The sequence below is a fragment of the Collinsella aerofaciens genome, assembly GCF_019131995.1.
Lineage (GTDB): Bacteria > Actinomycetota > Coriobacteriia > Coriobacteriales > Coriobacteriaceae > Collinsella > Collinsella aerofaciens_S.
Genome location: NZ_JAHONA010000027.1, coordinates 1 through 19,081, shown reverse-complemented (window position 1 = coordinate 19,081; position 19,081 = coordinate 1). Strand labels below are relative to the sequence as shown.

General features: G+C 61.1%; 13 protein-coding genes. 10 read left to right on the top strand and 3 right to left on the bottom strand.

Annotation, left to right across the window (positions count from 1 at the left end):
• Positions 1 to 10: 10 nt before the first annotated feature.
• Positions 11 to 2,506 carry a U32 family peptidase gene (locus tag KSY82_RS08290; RefSeq protein ID WP_217750890.1) on the bottom strand — a complete coding sequence of 832 codons (2,496 nt, stop codon included), beginning with the start codon at positions 2,504 to 2,506 and terminating at the stop codon, positions 11 to 13.
• 300 nt (positions 2,507 to 2,806) lie between these two features.
• Between KSY82_RS08290 and KSY82_RS08285 the strand changes: the two genes are divergently transcribed.
• Entirely contained in the window at positions 2,807 to 3,184 is a 378-nt protein-coding gene (locus KSY82_RS08285; RefSeq protein ID WP_089572469.1) for a RidA family protein, read from the top strand.
• A 120-nt stretch (positions 3,185 to 3,304) separates the two neighbouring features.
• Here KSY82_RS08285 and KSY82_RS08280 read toward each other — a convergent pair whose 3' ends face one another.
• Positions 3,305 to 3,961, bottom strand: coding sequence for a helix-turn-helix transcriptional regulator (locus tag KSY82_RS08280; protein WP_233506175.1), 657 nt, complete (start codon positions 3,959 to 3,961; stop codon positions 3,305 to 3,307).
• Between the two features lie 352 nt (positions 3,962 to 4,313).
• Here KSY82_RS08280 and KSY82_RS08275 point away from each other — a divergent pair, with 352 nt between their 5' ends.
• The 5 genes from KSY82_RS08275 to xdh all read left to right on the top strand — a co-directional run bounded on the left by KSY82_RS08275 (position 4,314) and on the right by xdh (position 13,688).
• Positions 4,314 to 5,708 carry a uracil-xanthine permease family protein gene (locus KSY82_RS08275; protein WP_006235052.1) on the top strand — a complete coding sequence of 465 codons (1,395 nt, stop codon included), beginning with the start codon at positions 4,314 to 4,316 and terminating at the stop codon, positions 5,706 to 5,708.
• A 195-nt stretch (positions 5,709 to 5,903) separates the two neighbouring features.
• The gene (gene ssnA / locus KSY82_RS08270) at positions 5,904 to 7,259 is read left to right on the top strand and encodes a putative aminohydrolase SsnA (RefSeq protein ID WP_217750889.1); all 1,356 of its coding nucleotides are present in this window, start codon (positions 5,904 to 5,906) and stop codon (positions 7,257 to 7,259) included.
• Positions 7,260 to 7,407: 148 nt separating this feature from the next.
• Positions 7,408 to 10,407: a putative selenate reductase subunit YgfK gene (gene ygfK, locus KSY82_RS08265; protein WP_217750888.1), complete on the top strand. Its 3,000-nt coding sequence runs from the start codon at positions 7,408 to 7,410 to the stop codon at positions 10,405 to 10,407.
• Positions 10,408 to 10,418: 11 nt separating this feature from the next.
• Complete coding sequence (locus tag KSY82_RS08260; RefSeq protein ID WP_217108322.1) at positions 10,419 to 10,898, top strand: 4Fe-4S binding protein; 480 nt, start codon at positions 10,419 to 10,421, stop codon at positions 10,896 to 10,898.
• A gap of 12 nt (positions 10,899 to 10,910) precedes the next feature.
• The gene (gene xdh / locus KSY82_RS08255) at positions 10,911 to 13,688 is read left to right on the top strand and encodes a selenium-dependent xanthine dehydrogenase (protein WP_217750887.1); all 2,778 of its coding nucleotides are present in this window, start codon (positions 10,911 to 10,913) and stop codon (positions 13,686 to 13,688) included.
• A gap of 542 nt (positions 13,689 to 14,230) precedes the next feature.
• Here xdh and KSY82_RS08250 read toward each other — a convergent pair.
• A complete protein-coding gene (locus KSY82_RS08250; protein ID WP_217750886.1) occupies positions 14,231 to 15,229 on the bottom strand; it encodes a hypothetical protein in 999 nt (332 codons plus the stop codon).
• A 529-nt stretch (positions 15,230 to 15,758) separates the two neighbouring features.
• Here KSY82_RS08250 and KSY82_RS08245 point away from each other — a divergent pair.
• The 4 genes from KSY82_RS08245 (at position 15,759) to KSY82_RS08230 (ending at position 18,756) form a co-directional block, all read left to right on the top strand.
• Positions 15,759 to 17,150: an ATP-binding protein gene (locus tag KSY82_RS08245; RefSeq protein ID WP_217750885.1), complete on the top strand. Its 1,392-nt coding sequence runs from the start codon at positions 15,759 to 15,761 to the stop codon at positions 17,148 to 17,150.
• A gap of 183 nt (positions 17,151 to 17,333) precedes the next feature.
• Positions 17,334 to 17,495, top strand: a complete 162-nt coding sequence (locus KSY82_RS08240) for a hypothetical protein (protein WP_161144910.1) — start codon at positions 17,334 to 17,336, stop codon at positions 17,493 to 17,495.
• Between the two features lie 53 nt (positions 17,496 to 17,548).
• Positions 17,549 to 17,677, top strand: coding sequence for a hypothetical protein (locus KSY82_RS10490; protein ID WP_303246705.1), 129 nt, complete (start codon positions 17,549 to 17,551; stop codon positions 17,675 to 17,677).
• A gap of 437 nt (positions 17,678 to 18,114) precedes the next feature.
• Positions 18,115 to 18,756 (top strand): SIMPL domain-containing protein, encoded by a 642-nt coding sequence (locus KSY82_RS08230; protein WP_217750884.1) that lies wholly within the window; start codon positions 18,115 to 18,117, stop codon positions 18,754 to 18,756.
• Positions 18,757 to 19,081: the final 325 nt, after the last annotated feature.

Sequence of the window (19,081 nt, the reverse complement as noted above, 5' to 3'; positions counted from 1 at the left end):
AGCCTTTCGGTTAGCTAATTCCCACAAACATGCAGCCCGAGGTGGCGCCGCGCAGGCGGGCGGCGGGCTTGCGGCCGGCTTGAGCCGCCTCGACGGCGCGACGGACGCGAGCGACGGCACGGCCAATCTCATCGGCCTCGAGCAAGGTTCCGTCGACCATAAGACGACGGACGCCGGCGTCGAGCAACTGCGGTACCTGCGGCGTAAGGTCGATGGGGTAGGCGTCGTACAAGCGAGAGCGGCCATGGATGTCGGTGCGCACGGGCATGACCTTGCCGTCGATATTCTTGAGCGACAGCTTGCGGGCGCGCAGGCGGCAGTTGGCGCAATCGTGGATGCAGCCATTGGCCACCTGCAGGATGCAGTGCTCGCTCGTCATAACGCGCGGGCGGCCAAAGACGGTGATGCCCAGAGCCGCGGGCGCGGCGGCGCCGAGCGAGACAATCTCGTCGAGCGTGATCTCGGGCGAGAGCCAAAACGCACCGGCTCCGCGATCGGCGAGCGCCTCCATGCAGGGCGTGTTGTGCACGGGTAGGCAAGAGCGAATCTCGGCCGTGGCGCCGGCATGCGCGGCTACGGCGAGCTCGGAGATATTGCCGACGGCGACGGTGGCTCCGGCATTGATCCAGGGATCGACGCGTACGTGGTCAAGGGCGCGGCAGACCTCGTCGAGTACGGGTACGATGTCCTGCTCAAATGCATCGGCGGGGGAGACACCGGCGGCCTCGAGCGCATCGGTGGTCATATAGATGCGCGTTACACCCTCGGCGCGAGCGGCCTCGGCGGCCTCGAGCGAGGTGACGGTGGCGCAGATCTGCGGCTCATCGCGGTAGTGCTCGAGCGCGGGGCGGGAATCACTGGTTACAATCGCCGGCAGCTCGAGTGTTTTCGCGCGCTCCTCGTACGGTGCCAGAATGGCCTCTTCCAGCGCCTTACAAGCGGCGGCGCGCACCTTGTGCACGGCGGAAAAGCCCATACCGCAGCCGGCGTCGAGCGAAACGTCAAAGCTTGCGGCCTCAAAGGGAGAGGAGCCCATGCGCCCGACGTGCTCAACCAGATCGGATGCCTCGACGGCGCGGGTCTTGGCAGCCTCGACGGTAAAGCCCGTGGCCGTGGCCGTAAGCGAAGGATCGTCGCAACAGGTGAGCGTAACGGCAAACGGCTCGCCCAGACGCGCCACAACCGACACGTCTACGGCGCGGCGGCGCAGCACATCGCGCTTGAGCGCGGCGCCGGCGGCGTCAATGGCGCGCTGGCTTCGAATCACGCGCACGCGGCAGCCCTCGGGCATGCTACGGGGCACGCGACACTCGATGACATCGCCGGCGGCGGCATCATCGGCGGCAATGGTGGTCAGGAACTGGTCAAACTCGTTATCGTGGCGAAGCTCCAGCAGGTCGCCCTTGCCCACGGGCTCAAACAGCTCAATGCGGGCGATGGCGGCGCGGCGACGGCGGTCGTCGGGCTTGAGTCCGCGTACATCGTGGTTGGCTAGACGGCTGCCCAGCACCGTGCCCACAATCTGGCCGCGGTTGTTGGAGCGCTCGTAGCTCATCATCTCGTCGCCCGAGGTGCCGTCTTGATAGGCGTGCGTAAAGTCGCGGTTAAAACAGCGCTTGAGTTGGCGCTGGCGAGCGGCGTCCTCATCCTTAGAGGTCGAAACATCGGCAAGCATGTCATCAATCTGATGACGATACACGTCGACGATGGAATACACGTAATCGGGGGCCTTCATGCGGCCCTCAAGCTTGAGCGATGCGGCGCCGGCGTCATACAGACGGCGAACAAGCTGCGACGTGTTGGTGTCGCGCGGGCACAGCGCGCGCTCGCGACCGGCAGGGGAGAGCGAGCGGCCGTTCTCGTCGATCAGCTCGTAAGGCAGGCGACAGGGCTGGGCGCACATGCCACGGTTGGCCGATCGTCCCGCCATGGCAAAGCTCGAAAGCAGGCACAGGCCCGAGTAGCAAAAGCAGATGGCACCATGGCTAAAGACCTCAAGGTCCACATCGGGCGCGGCATCGTGAATGGCGGCAATCTCGTCGATGGAAAGCTCGCGCGAGAGGGTCACACGGTCGGCGCCCTGCTCGCGGCACCAAAGGGTTCCGCGGTCGTCGTGGATGTTTGCTTGGGTTGAGATGTGCGTCTCGATGCCGGGCATCGTGCGCTTGACCTCAAAGAACAGGCCCCAGTCCTGGATGATGAAGGCATCGGCGCCCAGCGTGGAGCAGCGATGGATGAGTTGCAGCGCATCGCTCATCTCGGACTGCTTGATGACGATGTTGACCGTGACGTAGACGCGCGACCCGGCTAGATGTGCGGCGCGGCAGGCTTGCTCAAAGGCCTCGTCGGTAAAGTTGGTGGCCTTGCGGCGGGCGTTGAAGCTGCCCATGCCGCAGTAGATGGCGTCTGCCCCGGCGGCGAGTGCGGCGGCAAAGGGCTCGGGCCCTCCGGCGGGCGCCAAAAGCTCGGGTCTGCGGTTGGTGGTTCGACTGGCGGTTGCGGTCATATCCTGCCTTTCAAAATGCTCAGATACTCAAAAGTATAGTGGTGCTGTTGCGGCGGGCGATGCCCGTGCTCTAAGCGGGATAAAGTCTTCAGCAGCTTGGACTGGCTGCTTCACATGAGAACCGTTCAGCGGTCCGGGGAAACCGTTGGACGATAAAATATTTTCGCAACGTGATAATAATCTTGCATCGCGCGGAAACCTTGAGTACTATCCCAAATCAAGCGCGGTGTTCAGACCGAATTGTGCCTCCCGGTGCGAACGCCGCGCTCACGCTCTCTATCTGATCGTAAGGAGAAAAACATGAGCAAGACCGTCGTGTCTTCCGATAACGCACCCGCAGCCATCGGCCCGTATTCCCCCGGTATCCAGACCGGCAACATGGTGTTCCTGTCCGGCCAGCTGGGCATCGACCCCGCAACCGGCAAGCTGCCCGAGGGCGTCGAGGCCCAGGCCAAGCAGTCCCTTGCTAACGTCGAGGCTCTGCTGACCGCTGCCGGCGCCACCTTTGCCGATGTCGTCAAGACCACGGTCTACCTGGCCGACATCGCCGACTTCGCTGCCGTGAACGAGATTTACGCCTCCAAGTTCGAGGCTCCGTTCCCCGCGCGCAGCGCTTTCCAGGTTGCCGCCCTTCCGGCCGGCGGTCTGGTCGAGATCGAGGTCGTCGCCGCTCTCTAAGGCGTTGACCACAACTAAACATGGCATGCAAAAAGACCCTGCAGTGCAAGCTGCAGGGTCTTTTGTCAAGCGATGCGACAAAAATGATCCGTTTTCCTCCGCTCCCAAGTAATCAGCGGGTTAGCCTTCCTTGCGGACTTTTTGCAGGTAGCGGTAGACGCTGGGCTCCGAGATGCCCAGCGCGGCGGCGGCGCAGGCCACGGCGCCCTTGAGCATGAACACCCCGTTACCGTTGAGGTGGCGAATGACGTCCACGCGGTCGCTCTGACCAAGCGACGCTACATCCAGCCCGCGCGCGCTCAGCAACTCGGCAATGCTGCGGTCGATGAGCTCCTGTGTAGACTCCGAAAGGCTTTCGACCTCGATAGGGGCGGGCTCCGTGCGCGTCGGCGCCGCGTCGAAGCACGCCATGAGCTGCTGCGCCATGGCGTTGATGGAGCGCACGGTCGAGAGGTCGGTGTTGACGCAGAGCATACCGACGATCTCGTCATTCTCGCGGATAAAGTACGTCGCTGACTCCAACGTCTTGCCGCCGGCACCGCGCCCCTCGTAGCCCGTAATAAACGGCAGGTCGCGATACTTGGCGTCGTGCATGATCTTGAGTGCCAGATCGGTGGCGGGACCGCCGACCTTGCGGCCGCTCACGATGCCGTTGCGAATATCAACGATGGCGTGGTCGGGATCCGAGAAATCGTGCAGCACGATTTCGCTGTTTTTGCCGAGTATCTGCTCCAGAAAATCGACCATCGGCAAAAAGCGACGTACGGTCTCGTTCACGGGCAACTCCTTTGGGTGAAATCGGAAATGTTCATAACAATTTTTTCTCATGGTAACACGCTGCCCATCATCTCGTATATCCGCAGGTACATTGCGTAATGCAGACGAACGGTAGGAATTTAGCGGTAAACGGTTGACCAAAAGAAAAGTTAGATGGTATTTTGACCAGACACTTTCCTGACCTGCGGAAATGCGTTATTTCAGCTGAAGAATAGTCTGATAACAAAAAATTATTATTGAGAATGAGAATCATCTTTAATACGATATGCAATGAAGGCACAACCTCAACCCCGCACTGCGTCACAATAGAGCGTTAGATGCGAAAACAACTACTTCGAGGATTGGTGGTCAAATGACCCAGGAGACGGTTACGAACGGCACTGAAGCCCTGTTCACTCGCGAAGGCATGCCTCCCGTTAAGGAAATGATCCCGTGTGCCCTTCAGCACGTACTGGCATCGTTTGCCGGCATCATTACCCCGGCGGTCATCATGGCCGGCGTCTACGGCTTTAATAGCCAGCAGAGCACCGACATCATCCAGGTCGCGCTCATTCTTTCGGCGATCGATACGGCCCTTCAGGCCTTCGCTCCCTTCCGTCGTATCGGCGGCGGCCTGCCCATCGTCATGGGCGTTTCGTTCGCGTTCCTGCCGGCCCTGCAGGCCATGGGTGCCTCGGGTTTTAGCTTTGGCGCGCTGCTGGGCGGCGAGATTGTCGGCGGTGCCGTCGCGGTCCTCTTTGGTCTGGCCTACAGCAAGATCAAGTGGCTGTTCCCGCCCGTCGTGACCGGTACGGTCATCTTCTCCATTGGCGTCTCTCTCTATCCCACGGCCGTCAAGTACATGGCCGGCGGTATGGGTACGCCGCTGTGGGGCACCCCGCAGGCGTGGTGCGTCGCTCTTATCACCTTCGCCGTGGTCTTTGCGCTCGCCAACTTTGGCAAGGGCACGCTCAAGCTGGGATCCGTGTTCTTTGGCATGATCGTTGGTATGATCGTCTCCATTCCCTTTGGCATGATCGACTTCTCCAGCGTCGCCACCGCCCAGGTCTTCGCCCTTCCCAAGCTCATGCCCTATGCGCTCGAGTTTGATCCCGAGGTCTGCATTACCCTCGCCGTCGTGTTCCCCATGGTTGCCATCCAGGTTATCGGCGACGTCTCTGCCGCCTGCCTGGGCTCCATCGACCGTATGCCCACCGAGCGCGAGCTCTCCGGCGCTATCGTGTCCCAGGGCCTCACCTCTATGGTCGGCGGCCTGCTGGGCGGTCTTCCCACCAGCGCCCTTGGCCAGAACGTGGGCATCATCTGCTCCAACAAGGTCGTCAACAAGTGGGTCTTTGTGATCATCGCGGCCGTCTTTGCCATCGCCGGCCTGTTCCCGCAGCTCTCTGCCGTCCTTTCCGCTATCCCGCAGCCCGTCATCGGCGGCGCGACCGTCGGCGTCTTTGGCACCATCACCATGAACGGCGTGCGCATGTTCACCCGCGAGGGCCTCACGCAGCGCACTACCACCATCGTCGGTACCTCCGTCGTCTTTGGCCTGGGTATCTGGATGGCCAGCGGTTGCCTTGCCGGCGAGGGTATGCCCACCTGGGTGCCCACCGTCATCGGCTCCAATGCCGTAACCCCCACCGCCATCATGGCCATTGTCCTTAACCTGATTCTTCCGCAGACGCCGGTCGTGGCTCAGCACATCGATGCTGCCAAGGACGCTGCCGTGGATCTGGTCTTGCCCGAGAGCAAGAAGTAACCAATTCGGTGCTATTCGTCGGCGGGCGCATCGCCTCGTCCGCCGACGTCATGCGGCGCCAAGCCGCACTTCAAAGGGTTTGTCCCTTTGGTGAAGCGTTGACGGGAGAGGGCCCGTTTCCGGTGTAGGCCGGCGCTTCGCACTCCGCCATGTCAGAGGTGTCAAACCCCGCCCCTGATGTTGAAGGGAGCATTTATGCTTCTGGTCGCTAACGGTTCCGTCTTTACCCGCAATGCTCAGGCCCCGTTCATTCCAAACGGTGCGGTCGCCATTGACGGAGATACGATCGTCGAAGTAGGTCCCGAGTGCGAGCTCAAGGCCAAGTACCCGGATGCCGAGTACGTCGATGCCCAGGGCAACCTCATCATGCCCGGACTCATCAACTGCCACACCCACATCTACTCGGGTCTGGCCCGCGGCCTTGCCATTAAGGGCTGCAACCCCACCAACTTCCTGGAGAATCTTGAGCAGCAGTGGTGGAAGATCGACGACAATCTGACGCTCGACGGCACCAAGGCAAGCGCCTATGCCACGATTCTGGACTCCATTCGCGATGGTGTCACCACGATCTTCGACCACCACGCGAGCTTCTGCGAGATCCCGGGAAGCCTCTTTACCATTAAGGATGCAGCTCAGGAGCTGGGCATGCGTTCGTGCCTGTGCTACGAGGTCTCCGATCGCCGCGGCCAGGAAAAATGCAACCAGGCCATTGCCGAGAACGCCGAATTTGCCCAGTGGGCCGCCAAGGAGCGTCGCGATAACGACAACCATATGATCGCCGCCATGTTTGGCGGACATGCCACCTTTACGCTTTCGGACGAGACCATGGATAAGATGGCCGAGGCCAACAACGGCCTGACCGGCTTCCACATCCATGTGTGCGAGGGCATGAACGACGTGTGGGATTCCCGCCTCAACCGCGGCGGCATCAGCCCCGTCGAGCGCCTGCTGCAGCACAACCTGCTGGGTCCCGACACCATGCTGGGCCACTGCATCCACGTGACGCCTGCCGAGATGGATATCGTCAAGGAGTCCAGCACCTGGCTCGTCAACAACCCCGAATCCAATATGGGCAACGCCGTGGGCTGCGCCCCCGTGCTCGAGTTCTTCCGCCGCGGTATTCCCGTGTGCATGGGCACCGATGCCTACACCCACGATATGCTCGAGAGCCTTAAGGTCTTCCTGATCATTCAGCGCCACAACGCCGCCATGCCCAACGTGGGCTGGTGCGAGGCCATGACCATGCTGTTCGAGAACAACGCCAAGATGGCGAGCAAGTACTTCGATCGCAAGCTCGGTGTGCTCGAGGCCGGCGCTGCCGCCGACGTCATCGTCATGGACTACAAGCCCTTTACGCCGCTGAGCGAGGAGAACATCGACGGCCACATGCTCTTTGGCATGATGGGCAAAAACTGCCGCACCACCATCATCAACGGCCGCGTCCTGTACAAGGATCGCGAGTTCGTTGGGATTGATGAGGACAAGATCAACGCGTGGACCATGGCTGAGTCCAAGAAGCTCTGGAGCACGCTCAACGATCGCGCCTACTAATTACAAGTAGATTCACGCGCGTCGGATGTTTCGCCGCATCCGACGCGCGTATAGGCGGCCTCCGCGGGGTCGCCGGCGCTGTGCTAGCGCTACACCGTATTTGCGCCCGCCGCGCGGTCTCGCCGGGCGTTACAGAGAGGAGCTCATTATGAGCGACATCATGAGGCCGATCCCGTTTTCGCAGCTGATGAACTGGATCATCGAGGAGCACAAGACTCAGGGCGCCGTCTTTGGCGTGCGCAAGATGGTCACGACCAACCAGGAGGGTGCGCTTCCCATTTTTGACGAGCGCATCGAGACTCCGTTTGGCCCGGCCGCCGGTCCCAACACGCAGCTTGCCCAGAACATCGTGGCCTCTTATGTGGCCGGTTCCCGCTTCTTTGAGCTTAAGACCGTTCAGGTTATGGACGGCGAGGAGCTCTCCAAGTGCGTTAACAAGCCCTGCATTGTGGCGCAGGACGAGTGCTACAACTGCGAGTGGTCGACCGAGCTCGAGGTTCCGCAGGCCTTTGCCGAGTACGTGAAGGCATGGTTTGCCTGCCACCTGATCGCTCGCGAGTACGGTCTGGGCAGCCCGGACGGCTTTGTCTTCAACATGTCGGTGGGCTATGACCTGGAGGGCATTAAGAGCCCCAAGGTCGATGCGTACATTGAGGGCATGAAGGACGCCAGCGGCTCCGAGGTTTGGAACGAGTGCCGCACGTGGGCGCTCGCTAACCTGGACAAGTTTGAGCATGTCGATGCTGCGTTTGTCGAGTCCATCCCGGCGCGCGTCTCCAACTCCATTACCGAGTCCACGCTGCACGGCTGCCCGCCCGCCGAGATCGAGCGCATCGCGACCTACCTCATCACCGAGAAGGGCCTCAACACCTACATCAAGTGCAACCCCACGCTGCTGGGCTATGAGTTTGCCCGCCAGCGCCTCAACGAGCTGGGCTTTGACTACATCGTCTTCGATGACACGCACTTCCGCGAGGACCTGCAGTGGGCCGATGCCGTGCCCATGTTCGAGCGCCTGATTGCCCTGTGCGCCGAGCGCGGTTTGGAGTTTGGCGTCAAGCTCACCAACACCTTCCCCGTCGATGTGACGAGGAACGAGCTGCCCTCCACCGAGATGTACATGTCGGGCCGTTCGCTGTTCTCGCTGACCATCGAGGCCGCCCGCCGCATTACCGAGCAGTTCGATGGCAAGCTGCGCATCAGCTACTCCGGCGGTGCTACGGTCTACAACATCCGCGCCCTGTACGATGCCGGCATTTGGCCCGTCACCCTGGCGACCGACGTGCTCAAGCCTGGTGGCTACGAGCGCTTTAGCCAGATGGCCGGCGAGTTTACCGATCTGGACGGCAAGCCGTTTGAGGGTGTCTCTCTCGACGCCGTGACCGCGATCCAGGTCGATTCGCTTACCAACCCGCTCTATAAGAAGCCGCTGCGCCCGCTGCCCGATCGCAAGGTCGCCGGTAAGAGCCCGCTTTCCGACTGCTTTACCACGCCGTGCCGCACGAGCTGCCCCATCCAGCAGGATATTCCCGCCTACCTGGCGGCTGTTGACGAGGGTCGCTACGAGGACGCGCTCAACATTATCATCGAGCGCAACGCCCTGCCGTTCATTACCGGCACCATCTGCCCGCATCCCTGCGGCCGTGCCTGCGAGCGTGCGTTCTACGAGCCCGAGGGCGCCCAGATTCGCGCCAGCAAGCTCAAGGCCGCCCGCGAGGCCATGACCGCCGTGCTGCCCAAGCTGCGCGCCCAGGCCATCGCAAACGACGGCGAGCGCAACGTTGCCGTTATCGGCGGCGGCCCGGCCGGCCTGGCGACGGCGTTCTTCCTGACGCGTGCCGGCGTGCCCGTCACCATCTTCGAGGCCCGCGACTCTCTCGGCGGCGTGGTCCGTCACGTGATCCCCGAGTTCCGTATCGCCAGCGACGATATCTCCCACGACGCAGAGCTCTGCCTGGCCTTTGGCGCCAAGGTGCAGCTCAACGCTCGCGTTGATTCCATTGACGAGCTCAAGGCCCAAGGCTTTACCGACGTGGTCGTGGCCACCGGTGCCTGGATGCCCGGCTCTGCGGGCCTGGGCGAGGGTGCCGAGCTCGACGTGCTGGAGTTCCTCGAGGCCGCCAAGAAGGGCGAGAAACTCGAGCTGGGCGAGGACGTCGTGGTCATTGGCGCCGGTAACACCGCCATGGACGCGGCCCGCGTGGCCAAGCGTCTGGCTGGCGTGAAGAACGTGCGCCTGGTGTATCGCCGCACCAAGAAGCAGATGCCCGCTGACGAGGAAGAGCTTGATCTTGCTCTTGCCGACGGCGTTGAGTTCTGCGAGCTGCTGGCGCCCAAGGCGCTCAACGGTGCCGTGCTGACCTGCGACGTCATGGAGCTTGGCGAGCCGGATGCAAGCGGCCGTCGCAGCCCCGTCGCCACGGGCGAGACCGTCGAGCTTTCCGCCACCACGGTGATCTGCGCCGTGGGCGAGGGCATCGATGCCAGCCTGTACGATGCCGCGGGCGTCGAGCACGACCGTCGCGGTCGCCTTGCCGCCACCTCCACCGGCGTCGAGGGCGTCTGGGCTGCGGGCGACTGCCGCCGCGGTCCTGCCACCGTGGTCGAGGCTATTGCCGACGCCGCCGAGGTCGCCCGTGCCATCGCCGGCGTGGACTTTAACAAGTACGCCGACCAGAATGCTCAGACCGGTCGCGAGGACACTTGCTACGAGCGCAAGGGGTCGCTGTGCCGCGACAAGCGCAACTGCACCAAGACTCGCTGCCTGGGCTGCGGCTCGGTGTGCGAGGTCTGCTGCGATGTGTGCCCCAACCGTGCCAACGTGGCAATTAAGGTGCCGGGCCTGGCCAAGCATCAGGTCGTCCATGTCGACGGCATGTGCAACGAGTGCGGCAACTGCGCCGTGTTCTGCCCCTACCAGGAGGGTCGTCCCTACAAGGACAAGCTCACCCTGTTCTGGAGCGAGCAGGACATGGAGAACTCCGAGAACGAGGGCTTCCTGGCTGTGGACGAGGACCACTTTAAGGTCCGCGTCGCCGGCACGGTCCGCACCGTCTCGGTCGATGCCGTCAACACCGGTCTTCCCGAGGCCGTCCGCCTGACCATCAGGGCCGTGCGCGACAACTATTCGTACCTTCTTAAGAAATAGGCGAGTCTCTTATGGCCAAATCCATTCAACATAACGTGGCCTACGTTGCCTGCGGAAGCGGTTGCGCCTCCGCAGGCGGCGACGCCCGCTGCAGCGAAGGCTGCATTGGCTGTGGCGCCTGTGTCACGGCCTGCCCCCACGGCGCCATTTCGCTGGTCGATGGCATCGCCCGCGTGGATCGCTCCAAGTGCACGGGCTGCGGCCTGTGCGGCATGGCGTGCCCGCAGCGCGTGATTGCCTTCGTCCCCGGCTACCAGAACATTCTGGTGCGCTGCAACAACACCGATAAGGGCGCCATTGCGCGCAAGGTCTGCGACACGAGCTGCATCGGTTGCGGCATGTGCGCCAAAAAGTGCCCTGCCGGCGCTATCCGCATCGAGGACAACTGCGCCCATATCGACGGCGTGGACTGCCTGTCGTGCGGCATGTGCGCCGTCGTCTGCCCGCATGGCGCCATCCACGACCGCACCGGCATCGCCGCCGGCGTGTAGAAGGGAATCACCATGGCACAGGAATTCACTTTTACCGTTAACGGCGTCGAGCGCACGACGACTCAAAACAAACCGCTGCTGCGCTACCTGCGCGACGACCTGCACATTCACTCCGCCAAGGACGGCTGCTCCGAGGGCGCCTGCGGTACCTGCACCATTCATGTGGACGGTGCGGCTGTCAAGGCGTGCGTGCTGACCACCGCTCTTGCCGCCGGTCGCAACATCGTGACCGTCGAGGGCCTGCCCCAGGACGTGCGCGAGGCCTTTGTGTACGCCTTTGGCGCCGTGGGCGCCGTGCAGTGCGGTTTTTGCATCCCCGGCATGGTCATGGCGGGTGCAGCGCTCATCGCCGAGGACCCCGAGCCCACCGAGGAGCAGATCAAATACGCCATTCGCGGTAACGTCTGCCGTTGCACCGGCTACAAAAAGATTATCGAGGGCATCTCGCTGGCCGCAGCGGTGCTCCGCGGCGAAAAGCAGATTGACGAGGACCTGGAGCGCGGCGACGACTACGGCGTGGGCAAGCGCGCCTTTCGTATCGACGTGCGCAAGAAGGTGCTCGGCGAGGGCAAGTACCCCGACGACATCGACGAGCTCGATCAGCCGGGCCTGACCTATGCCAGCGCCGTGCGCTCCAAGTATCCGCGCGCCCGCGTGCTCTCCATCGACACCTCCAAGGCCGAGGCCCTGCCCGGCGTGGTGGGCATCCTGCGCGCCGAGGACGTGCCGGTCAACCAGGTCGGCCACCTTATCCAGGACTGGGACGTCATGATTGCGGCAGGCGATATCACCCGCTGCGTGGGCGATGCCATTGTGTTGGTGGTCGCCGAGGACGAAGCGACGCTCGAGAAGGCCAAGAAGCTCGTAAAGATCGATTACGAGCCGCTGGAGCCTGTGCGCAACATTGTCGAGGCCAGGGCCGCCGACGCCCCGCGCCTGCATGACAGCTTCTTTGCCTTTGGCAACACAGTGGAGCTCAAGGACAACGTGTGCCAGAGCCGCCATGTGACGCGCGGCGACGCCGCCAAGGCGCTGGCCGAAAGCGCGTTCACCGTGACGCAGCGCTTTACCACGCCCTTTACCGAGCATGCCTTCTTGGAGCCCGAGTGCGCCGTTGCCTTCCCGTACAAGAACGGCGTCAAGGTGCAGTCGACCGACCAGGGTGCCTACGACACGCGCAAAGAGTGTGCCCACATGTTTGGCTGGGACAACGAGCCCGAGCGCGTGGTCGTCGAGACCATGCTCGTGGGCGGCGGCTTTGGCGGTAAGGAGGACGTTTCGATCCAGCACCTGGCCGCGCTCGCCGCATATAAGTTCCAGCGTCCTGTGAAGTGCAAGCTCACGCGCGCCGAGTCGCTCGCTTTCCATCCCAAGCGCCATGCCATGGACGGTACCTTTACGCTGGGTTGCGACGCCGAGGGCAACTTTACCGGTCTGGACTGCGAGATCAACTTTGACACCGGCGCCTACGCGTCGCTGTGCGGCCCGGTGCTCGAGCGCGCCTGCACGCATGCCGTCGGCCCCTACAAGTACCAGAACACCGACATTCGCGGTTTTGGCTACTACACCAACAACCCGCCCGCCGGCGCGTACCGCGGCTTTGGCGTTTGCCAGTCCGAGTTTGCGCTCGAGAGCCTGATCGACTTGCTGGCAGAGAAGGTCGGCCTGGATCCGTGGGAGATTCGTTACCGAAACGCCATCGAGCCGGGCGAGGTTTTGCCCAACGGCCAGATTGCCGACTGCTCCACGGCGCTGAAGGAGACGCTGCTCGAGGTCAAGGATGCCTACTATGCGCATCCCGGACACGCCGGCATCGCCTGCGCCATGAAGAACGCCGGCGTGGGCGTTGGCCTGCCCGATGCCGGCCGCTGCAAGATTCGCATCGAGGACGGCGTGGCTGTGGTCTATGCCGCCACGTCCGACATCGGCCAGGGCTGCAACACCGTCTTTTTGCAGGACGTTGCCGAGGCCTGCGGTCTGCCGCTGAGCTGCATTGCCAACGGCGAGTGCTCCACCGAGAACGCTCCCGACTCCGGTACCACGTCTGGCTCGCGTCAGACGGTCGTGACCGGCGAGGCCGTGCGCGGTGCCGCCTTCCTGCTGCGCGATGCCATGGTCGGCATCGAGGCCGGCAAGCCTGCGCCTACCGCCCCGGTGAGCGCGCATGGCGACGGCGTCAAGATCGAGTACGACGACGGTCGCGCCTATCAGCTGCACACGCAGGAGCTCGTCGCCGGCCAGGGCATGCATCCTCAGGATCCCGCGACAGCCATCAAGGCGCTCGAGGGATGCGAGTTTGGCTACGTGTACCTGGAGCCGACCGACAAGCTGGGTGCGGATGTTCCCAACCCCAAGAGCCACATCTGCTACGGCTTTGCCACACATGTGGTCATTTTGGATGATGACGGTCGCGTGAGCGAGGTCTATGCCGCGCACGATTCCGGCAAGGTGGTCAACCCCATCTCCATCCAGGGTCAGATCGAAGGCGGCGTGCTCATGGGTATGGGTTACGCACTTACCGAGGACTGGCCGCTCAAGGACTGCGTACCCCAGGCAAGGTACGGCACGCTCGGGCTGTTCCGTGCGCCCGAAATACCGGATATCCACGCCATCTACGTGGAGAAGGACGAGCTGCTGCCCGTGGCATACGGCGGCAAGGGCATCGGTGAGATCGCAACGATCCCCACGGCGCCCGCCGTGCAGAACGCCTACCGCGCGTTTGACGGTAAGCTGCGTCCGGATCTGCCCATGGTGGATACGCCCTACAGCCGCGCTCGTCACCGCGGTTAGGTTAGGGCGCGGACAGTCATTGCTGATGGGCTGTTCGCGCTGAGCATCAACTACATACGCTGCGCCTTTGGCCCCGACTCCATCGCGAGCCGGGGCCTTTTGTTTGGAGCGCCTCCGCATACGGAAACTGCGTCCCGGATTTGGCGCTCAGAATGGGATGCGCTTTCCGGAACAGCCCTCAACCGGAAACTGCGTCCCAGAATTTCGCTTCAGAGTGGGATGCCGTTTCCGGCTGAACCCTCTGGCGGAAAGTTCATCCCAGAATTGACGCTCGGAGTGGGACACAGTTTCCGGATGGAACCTCAGCGGAAATTGCGTCCCAGTTTGAGCGTCTATTCCGGGATGCAGTTTCCGCTGGGCGCTTCAGCCGGAAAGCGTGTCCCGTTCTGGGCCTTGATTCCGGGACGCGGTTTCCGCTAGGTATGCCATATGGAAGGCGCATCCCATTCTGAGCACTCAATCTGAGATATGGTTTCCGCGGTGCCGCCAACTGGAAAGTGTGCCCCAGTTTGATGGGCAGGCGGGCATAAGCTCAACAGCTCCTACAGGTCCACCTCGTTGAGCCATGTCGGCAGCGCGGTCTGCCGGATGCCTGCCGTCTGTAGCTTTTTGGCGAGCACTCCTGCCGAGCGGACCTCGCTGATGGTAAAGCGCAGCAGAGGGTGACCGTAGAGCGATAGGTGCGCCTCGCGCTGTCGTTCGGCAACGAGCGCCTCGGCGGTGGTGCGTCCGGCCAGCATGGTCTGGTCGGTATATTTGATGAGCCCGTCGAGCTCGCCCAGCGTGAGTTCCCGCGCCTGGCGCTCCCAGGCAAAGTCCGTTCGTATGGGCTTGGCCGAATCGAAGGGGTCCGTCAGCTCGTATTGAAGCCAATCGGGCGCAAAGCCCGTCTCGATCATGACGGCTCGGGCGACCGATTCCCCGCCGCTCTCGGCGCGGGCGTCGGCATATCGAAGCGTTGTGAGAGCCGTACGAATCGCGCGACCATTGCGTGCAGTCGCTCGTTGCTCCACGGCCTCCATCAGCTGTTCCGGCGCAAGGCCGAGCTTTGAGATCGTCGAATCGGCAATGGGCATGCCGTCGGCAAAACCGGTCTGCAACAGGCAATCTGTAACCGTTTGGATGGGCGGCGTTACCGATATGCCGGCTCTGCGTTTTGCTCCGGCCGGCTCAATCTGGTGCCGCTGAATATGTGCGCCCGGACGAGCCGACGGCTTGGTGGTACTGCAGACATGCACGACATTCAGGTGTCGCCACGAGACCTCGAGCCCCAGCAGGCAAGCTGCCGAAAACGAGCAGAACGTCCAATCGGGGTGGATGATCGCAAGGGCGCGAATAATCTCGCAATGACGCTGCGCCCGGTTGAGCTCATCCCAGCGCGTTTTTCGCGCAAACAACCCCGGCATGGGCGAGACAACCGTGCCGCCGGTGCGCCGAAGGAGCGCTTTTCGGATCGCCGTGCTCGGGGGAATCAGACAGCGCCCCTCTTGTTCGGCTTGAGTGAGCAGTTGGTCGATGAGCTGGTCATTGCAATGGGTCATGAGCTACCGCCTCCTTTTGGGTAGCAAAAACGTATCAGCTGGAACTTGCCGCTCAGCTGACCAAAAGCTGACCAAAATCTAACCATGCAGGTAGATGGCCTGTTTTCGGCGACATTTTTACATCCGAATCGGTGGGCGGTAATCGGCGACCTTGAACGGTAGCTAGATATGAAGTCTTGGTAAGATTCGGGACGTGAACTTTTTTGAAAAAGAGCATTCTATCTGCTGTTTTGTGTTTCTGAATCGCATATTTGAAGGCATGTGATAAGGGCGGAGGATCGTCGTCTTGTATCTGCGGAAACTGTGACCCGGAATTGCCACTCGGAACGGGACGCGCTTTCCGGATGGGATGCTTGGCGGAAACTACGGCCCAGTTTTTGGCTCCAGAACGGGATACATTTTCCGGAACGGTCCACGTGCGGTGGCGTGCCGCCCCTTCTGCGTGCGCGATTGTCGAATTACGTTATAGCTAGCTATATTATAGGAAGGTATAATATAGCTAGCTATAACGTAAAGGAAGGATAGCCCCATGTTTATCGGAAGAACAGCGGAAATGTCCGAGCTCAATCGACTGTATGGCACGGGCTCCTTTGAGATGCCTGTGATTTACGGCCGCCGTCGCGTGGGCAAAACGCGCCTTATCACAGAGTTCATCCAAGGCAAGAAGGCTATTTACTTTCAAGCTCGTCGCACCAATGCAGAGGCAAACCTGCACGGCTTTAGCCAGGCGATACTTGCAGGCTCGGTTGGTACTGCAGGCGTGTCGTTTCGCAGTTTTGACGAAGCATTCGATGCGTTGGCCACCATGGCTCGCACGGAACGTTTGATTGTCGTGATTGACGAGTATCCCTATCTCGCCCAATCGAATCCCGAGATCAGCTCGTTGCTGCAAGACAAGATCGATCACTTGTACAAAGAGACCAAGCTCATGCTTATCCTGTGCGGGTCGTCGCTTTCGTTTATGGAGGAACAGGTGCTGGGCTACGAGAGTCCGCTATACGGTAGGCGTACGGCCCAGTTTAAGATCATGCCGCTCGATTTTACGACGAGCCTCGGCCTGTGGCAGAGCATGGGTCGCGAAGACGCTGCGGTTTGCTATGGCATGACGGGTGGCATTCCTGCATATATCGAGAAAGTTGATCCTGTCGCACCGCTCAAGGACAACATCAAACGTCTTTTTCTTACTCCTACGGGCTATCTCTTTGAGGAGCCGAGCAACCTGCTATTGCAAGAGTGCCGCAATCCCGAGCAATATGATGCGATCGTGCAAGCAATTGCCCAGGGACGCTCGAGGATCTCGGAGATTGCGAGCTCTACGGGAATCCCTGCGAGCAACGTAAAGAGCTATGTGGATAAGCTGGCGTCGCTTGGGATTGTCGAGCGCGAGCTGCCCCTAAACGAGACGAGCAATAAGCGAGCCGTGTATCTGCTGAGCGACCAGATGTTTAGGTTCTGGTACAAGTTTGTGCCGCAGAACATTGGGCTGATTCAAAACGATATGGCCGAGATGGCGTATAGGCGCATTGAGCCGCACGTATCGGATTACATGGGTACGGTCTTTGAGCTTATATGCAGACAATACGTGTACGAACTCGCACGCGCAGGCGAACTTGGTGTGGTGCCGGCAACAGTTGGCCGTTGGTGGGGAACGGACAATCGGACGCGTACGCAGGAAGAGATCGATTTGATTGTCGACGACGGAGAGGGCGCGGCGCTCTTTGCGGAGTGCAAATGGCGTAACGAACCGGCAGGCGAGGATGTTCTGGAAAAGCTCGTGTACCGAAGCGAGCTCTTTAGGCGTCAGCATAAAAGCTACGTGATCTTCTCGAAGCGTGGCTTTACGCAAGGATGTCAGGAAGCTGCGGCGAGCAGGGGAGATACCAAGCTGATTTCGTTTGCCGAGATGTGCGAGCGGAGATAACCAAGCGCGCTCTGATGTGATTGCTCGGAATGGGTCGCGCTAAGGATGCCAAGCGTAAAACCTACAATGAAAATGGCGTAAAAACTACATTGAGAACGGCGTAAAAACAGCATTGAGAATGGCGTAATTTCGTATATCGCATGATCGCCCGAGCTTGCACACGGCCTTTTGCGAGCTCTTGCCATGAACGAGAGCCAGGCTGTCACGTACAAGACGCTCATAAAGGACGCCTCGTACGGTGAGACGGGCCCCGACGAGAGGACCATCGCTGCGCACCTGGATCTCTTCAACAGGCTCAAGCTGACCGAGGACCTGTGCGGATGGGAGCCATCGAGGTCAAGCTGAGTGATGCGTAAGCAGACGATGGAGCGAGAAATCTCAAGGCGCTGGAGAGGAAAGTGCTCTCCAATCCTGCCGCCCAGAATGCCGCGCCGGCGTTTTTGGCGGTCGTGGTTGGAAAGGGGAGCATTGCCTACACACGCGACGACGGCGTGGCGGTGATCCCCATGGCGGCACTTGGGGCGTAGTGGTTTTGCGGGCGTGCCGTGCTTCCTTTACCGAAAATCCATTTGGTAAACCAGATGCTCGCGGATAGAATAAAGTTGACGGCAGCCCAAGTTCTGGAGAGCTGGGAAACGCCGTTGCTTGGTCAAGAGGTCGGTGCCTTAATGGCAGCGACTTGTTATGCTTCGAATGCTGCTTGAGTGCCTCGGAAAGTTCGATAAGCGCCGTGAAGAGCGAGACCAAAGCAACCAAGAGCTCTACGAGCTCTGATGGGCCCGGGATGACCTCTGATTCAAGTCACCGGGCCTCAATTTTTCATCCATTTGAATAGAGCGGGCGACTCTCTTGGGGCCATCTGCATGGCGCGTGCCTGGCGCGCGTGGCACAGCATCCCATTTTTGTGTCCGCACGGGTGGCTACGCTTACCGCAACGTAGCCATTCGTGGAAAGGACGGATGTCATGGCAACGGATAAGACCGGTTATGTGAGCGTTGGCGCCGAGATAGAGGACGAGGTTATGCTCGACCGCGTGATCTTTAGCATTGGCTTTGGTGGTCGCCGCACCACCAAGGAATCGTGCCTGGAGGATTACAACACCGATCGCGCCCGCGTAGCCGCCGCGCTGGCGCCCTTTGGTTTGGATAGCGAATTAACATGCTGTCGGTACACTTGTTATGCGCAGATGACGCGCAAGAAGGCGACGATTGTGGGCTACAACTACTATGCGTACGGTACGGTTGCCGCGCCTGTCGATTCGACTGACTTTGCTGCTGTGTGGACCGCACTCAATACCTGCGAGTCACATCCCGACATGAGCATTCGATTTGAGTTGGCGGATCAGCGCGCGGCGGAAGACGCCCTGATTGCCCGTGCGGTTGAACGTGCTCGCGGCAACGCGCAGGCACTTGCCGTTGCGGCGGGGTCTATGCTGGGCGGCGTCAAGCATATCTCGTATAACAGTCGGGCGGCGGGCTATGGTCGAACATGCTGTGTTGCCGCGTGTGCTCCCGATGGGGCGTCCGGAGGCTCCGAGGAGACGGTGCTGGAGCCAGAGCCTATCGAGGTCGAGTGCTCCGTGGATATGGAATGGTGGCTGGAGTAGGAAGCAGGTGCTGAGCGGCTGAGGGACCGAGGCTTCGCTACCGAAAAAACCATTTGTTAAACTCAATGTCCGTGGGTAGAATAAGGTCGACGGCAGCCCAAGTTGTGGATAGCTGGGCAGCGCCGTTACTTCGATTAAGGGGTCAATGCCTTAACGGCGTCGACCCCTCTAATATGAGAAAGCCATTGTCAATAGGCGTGTTTGTTCGAGCCCGGTTTTAAACCGGGCTTTTTCGTTTCCCGTCGGGAGGGCCCGTGCACGCTGCATGGCTTAGTCGACGCTTGCCTGGCAAGCTAATATCCGCGGGCTCTTGCGGGTGCGCTTC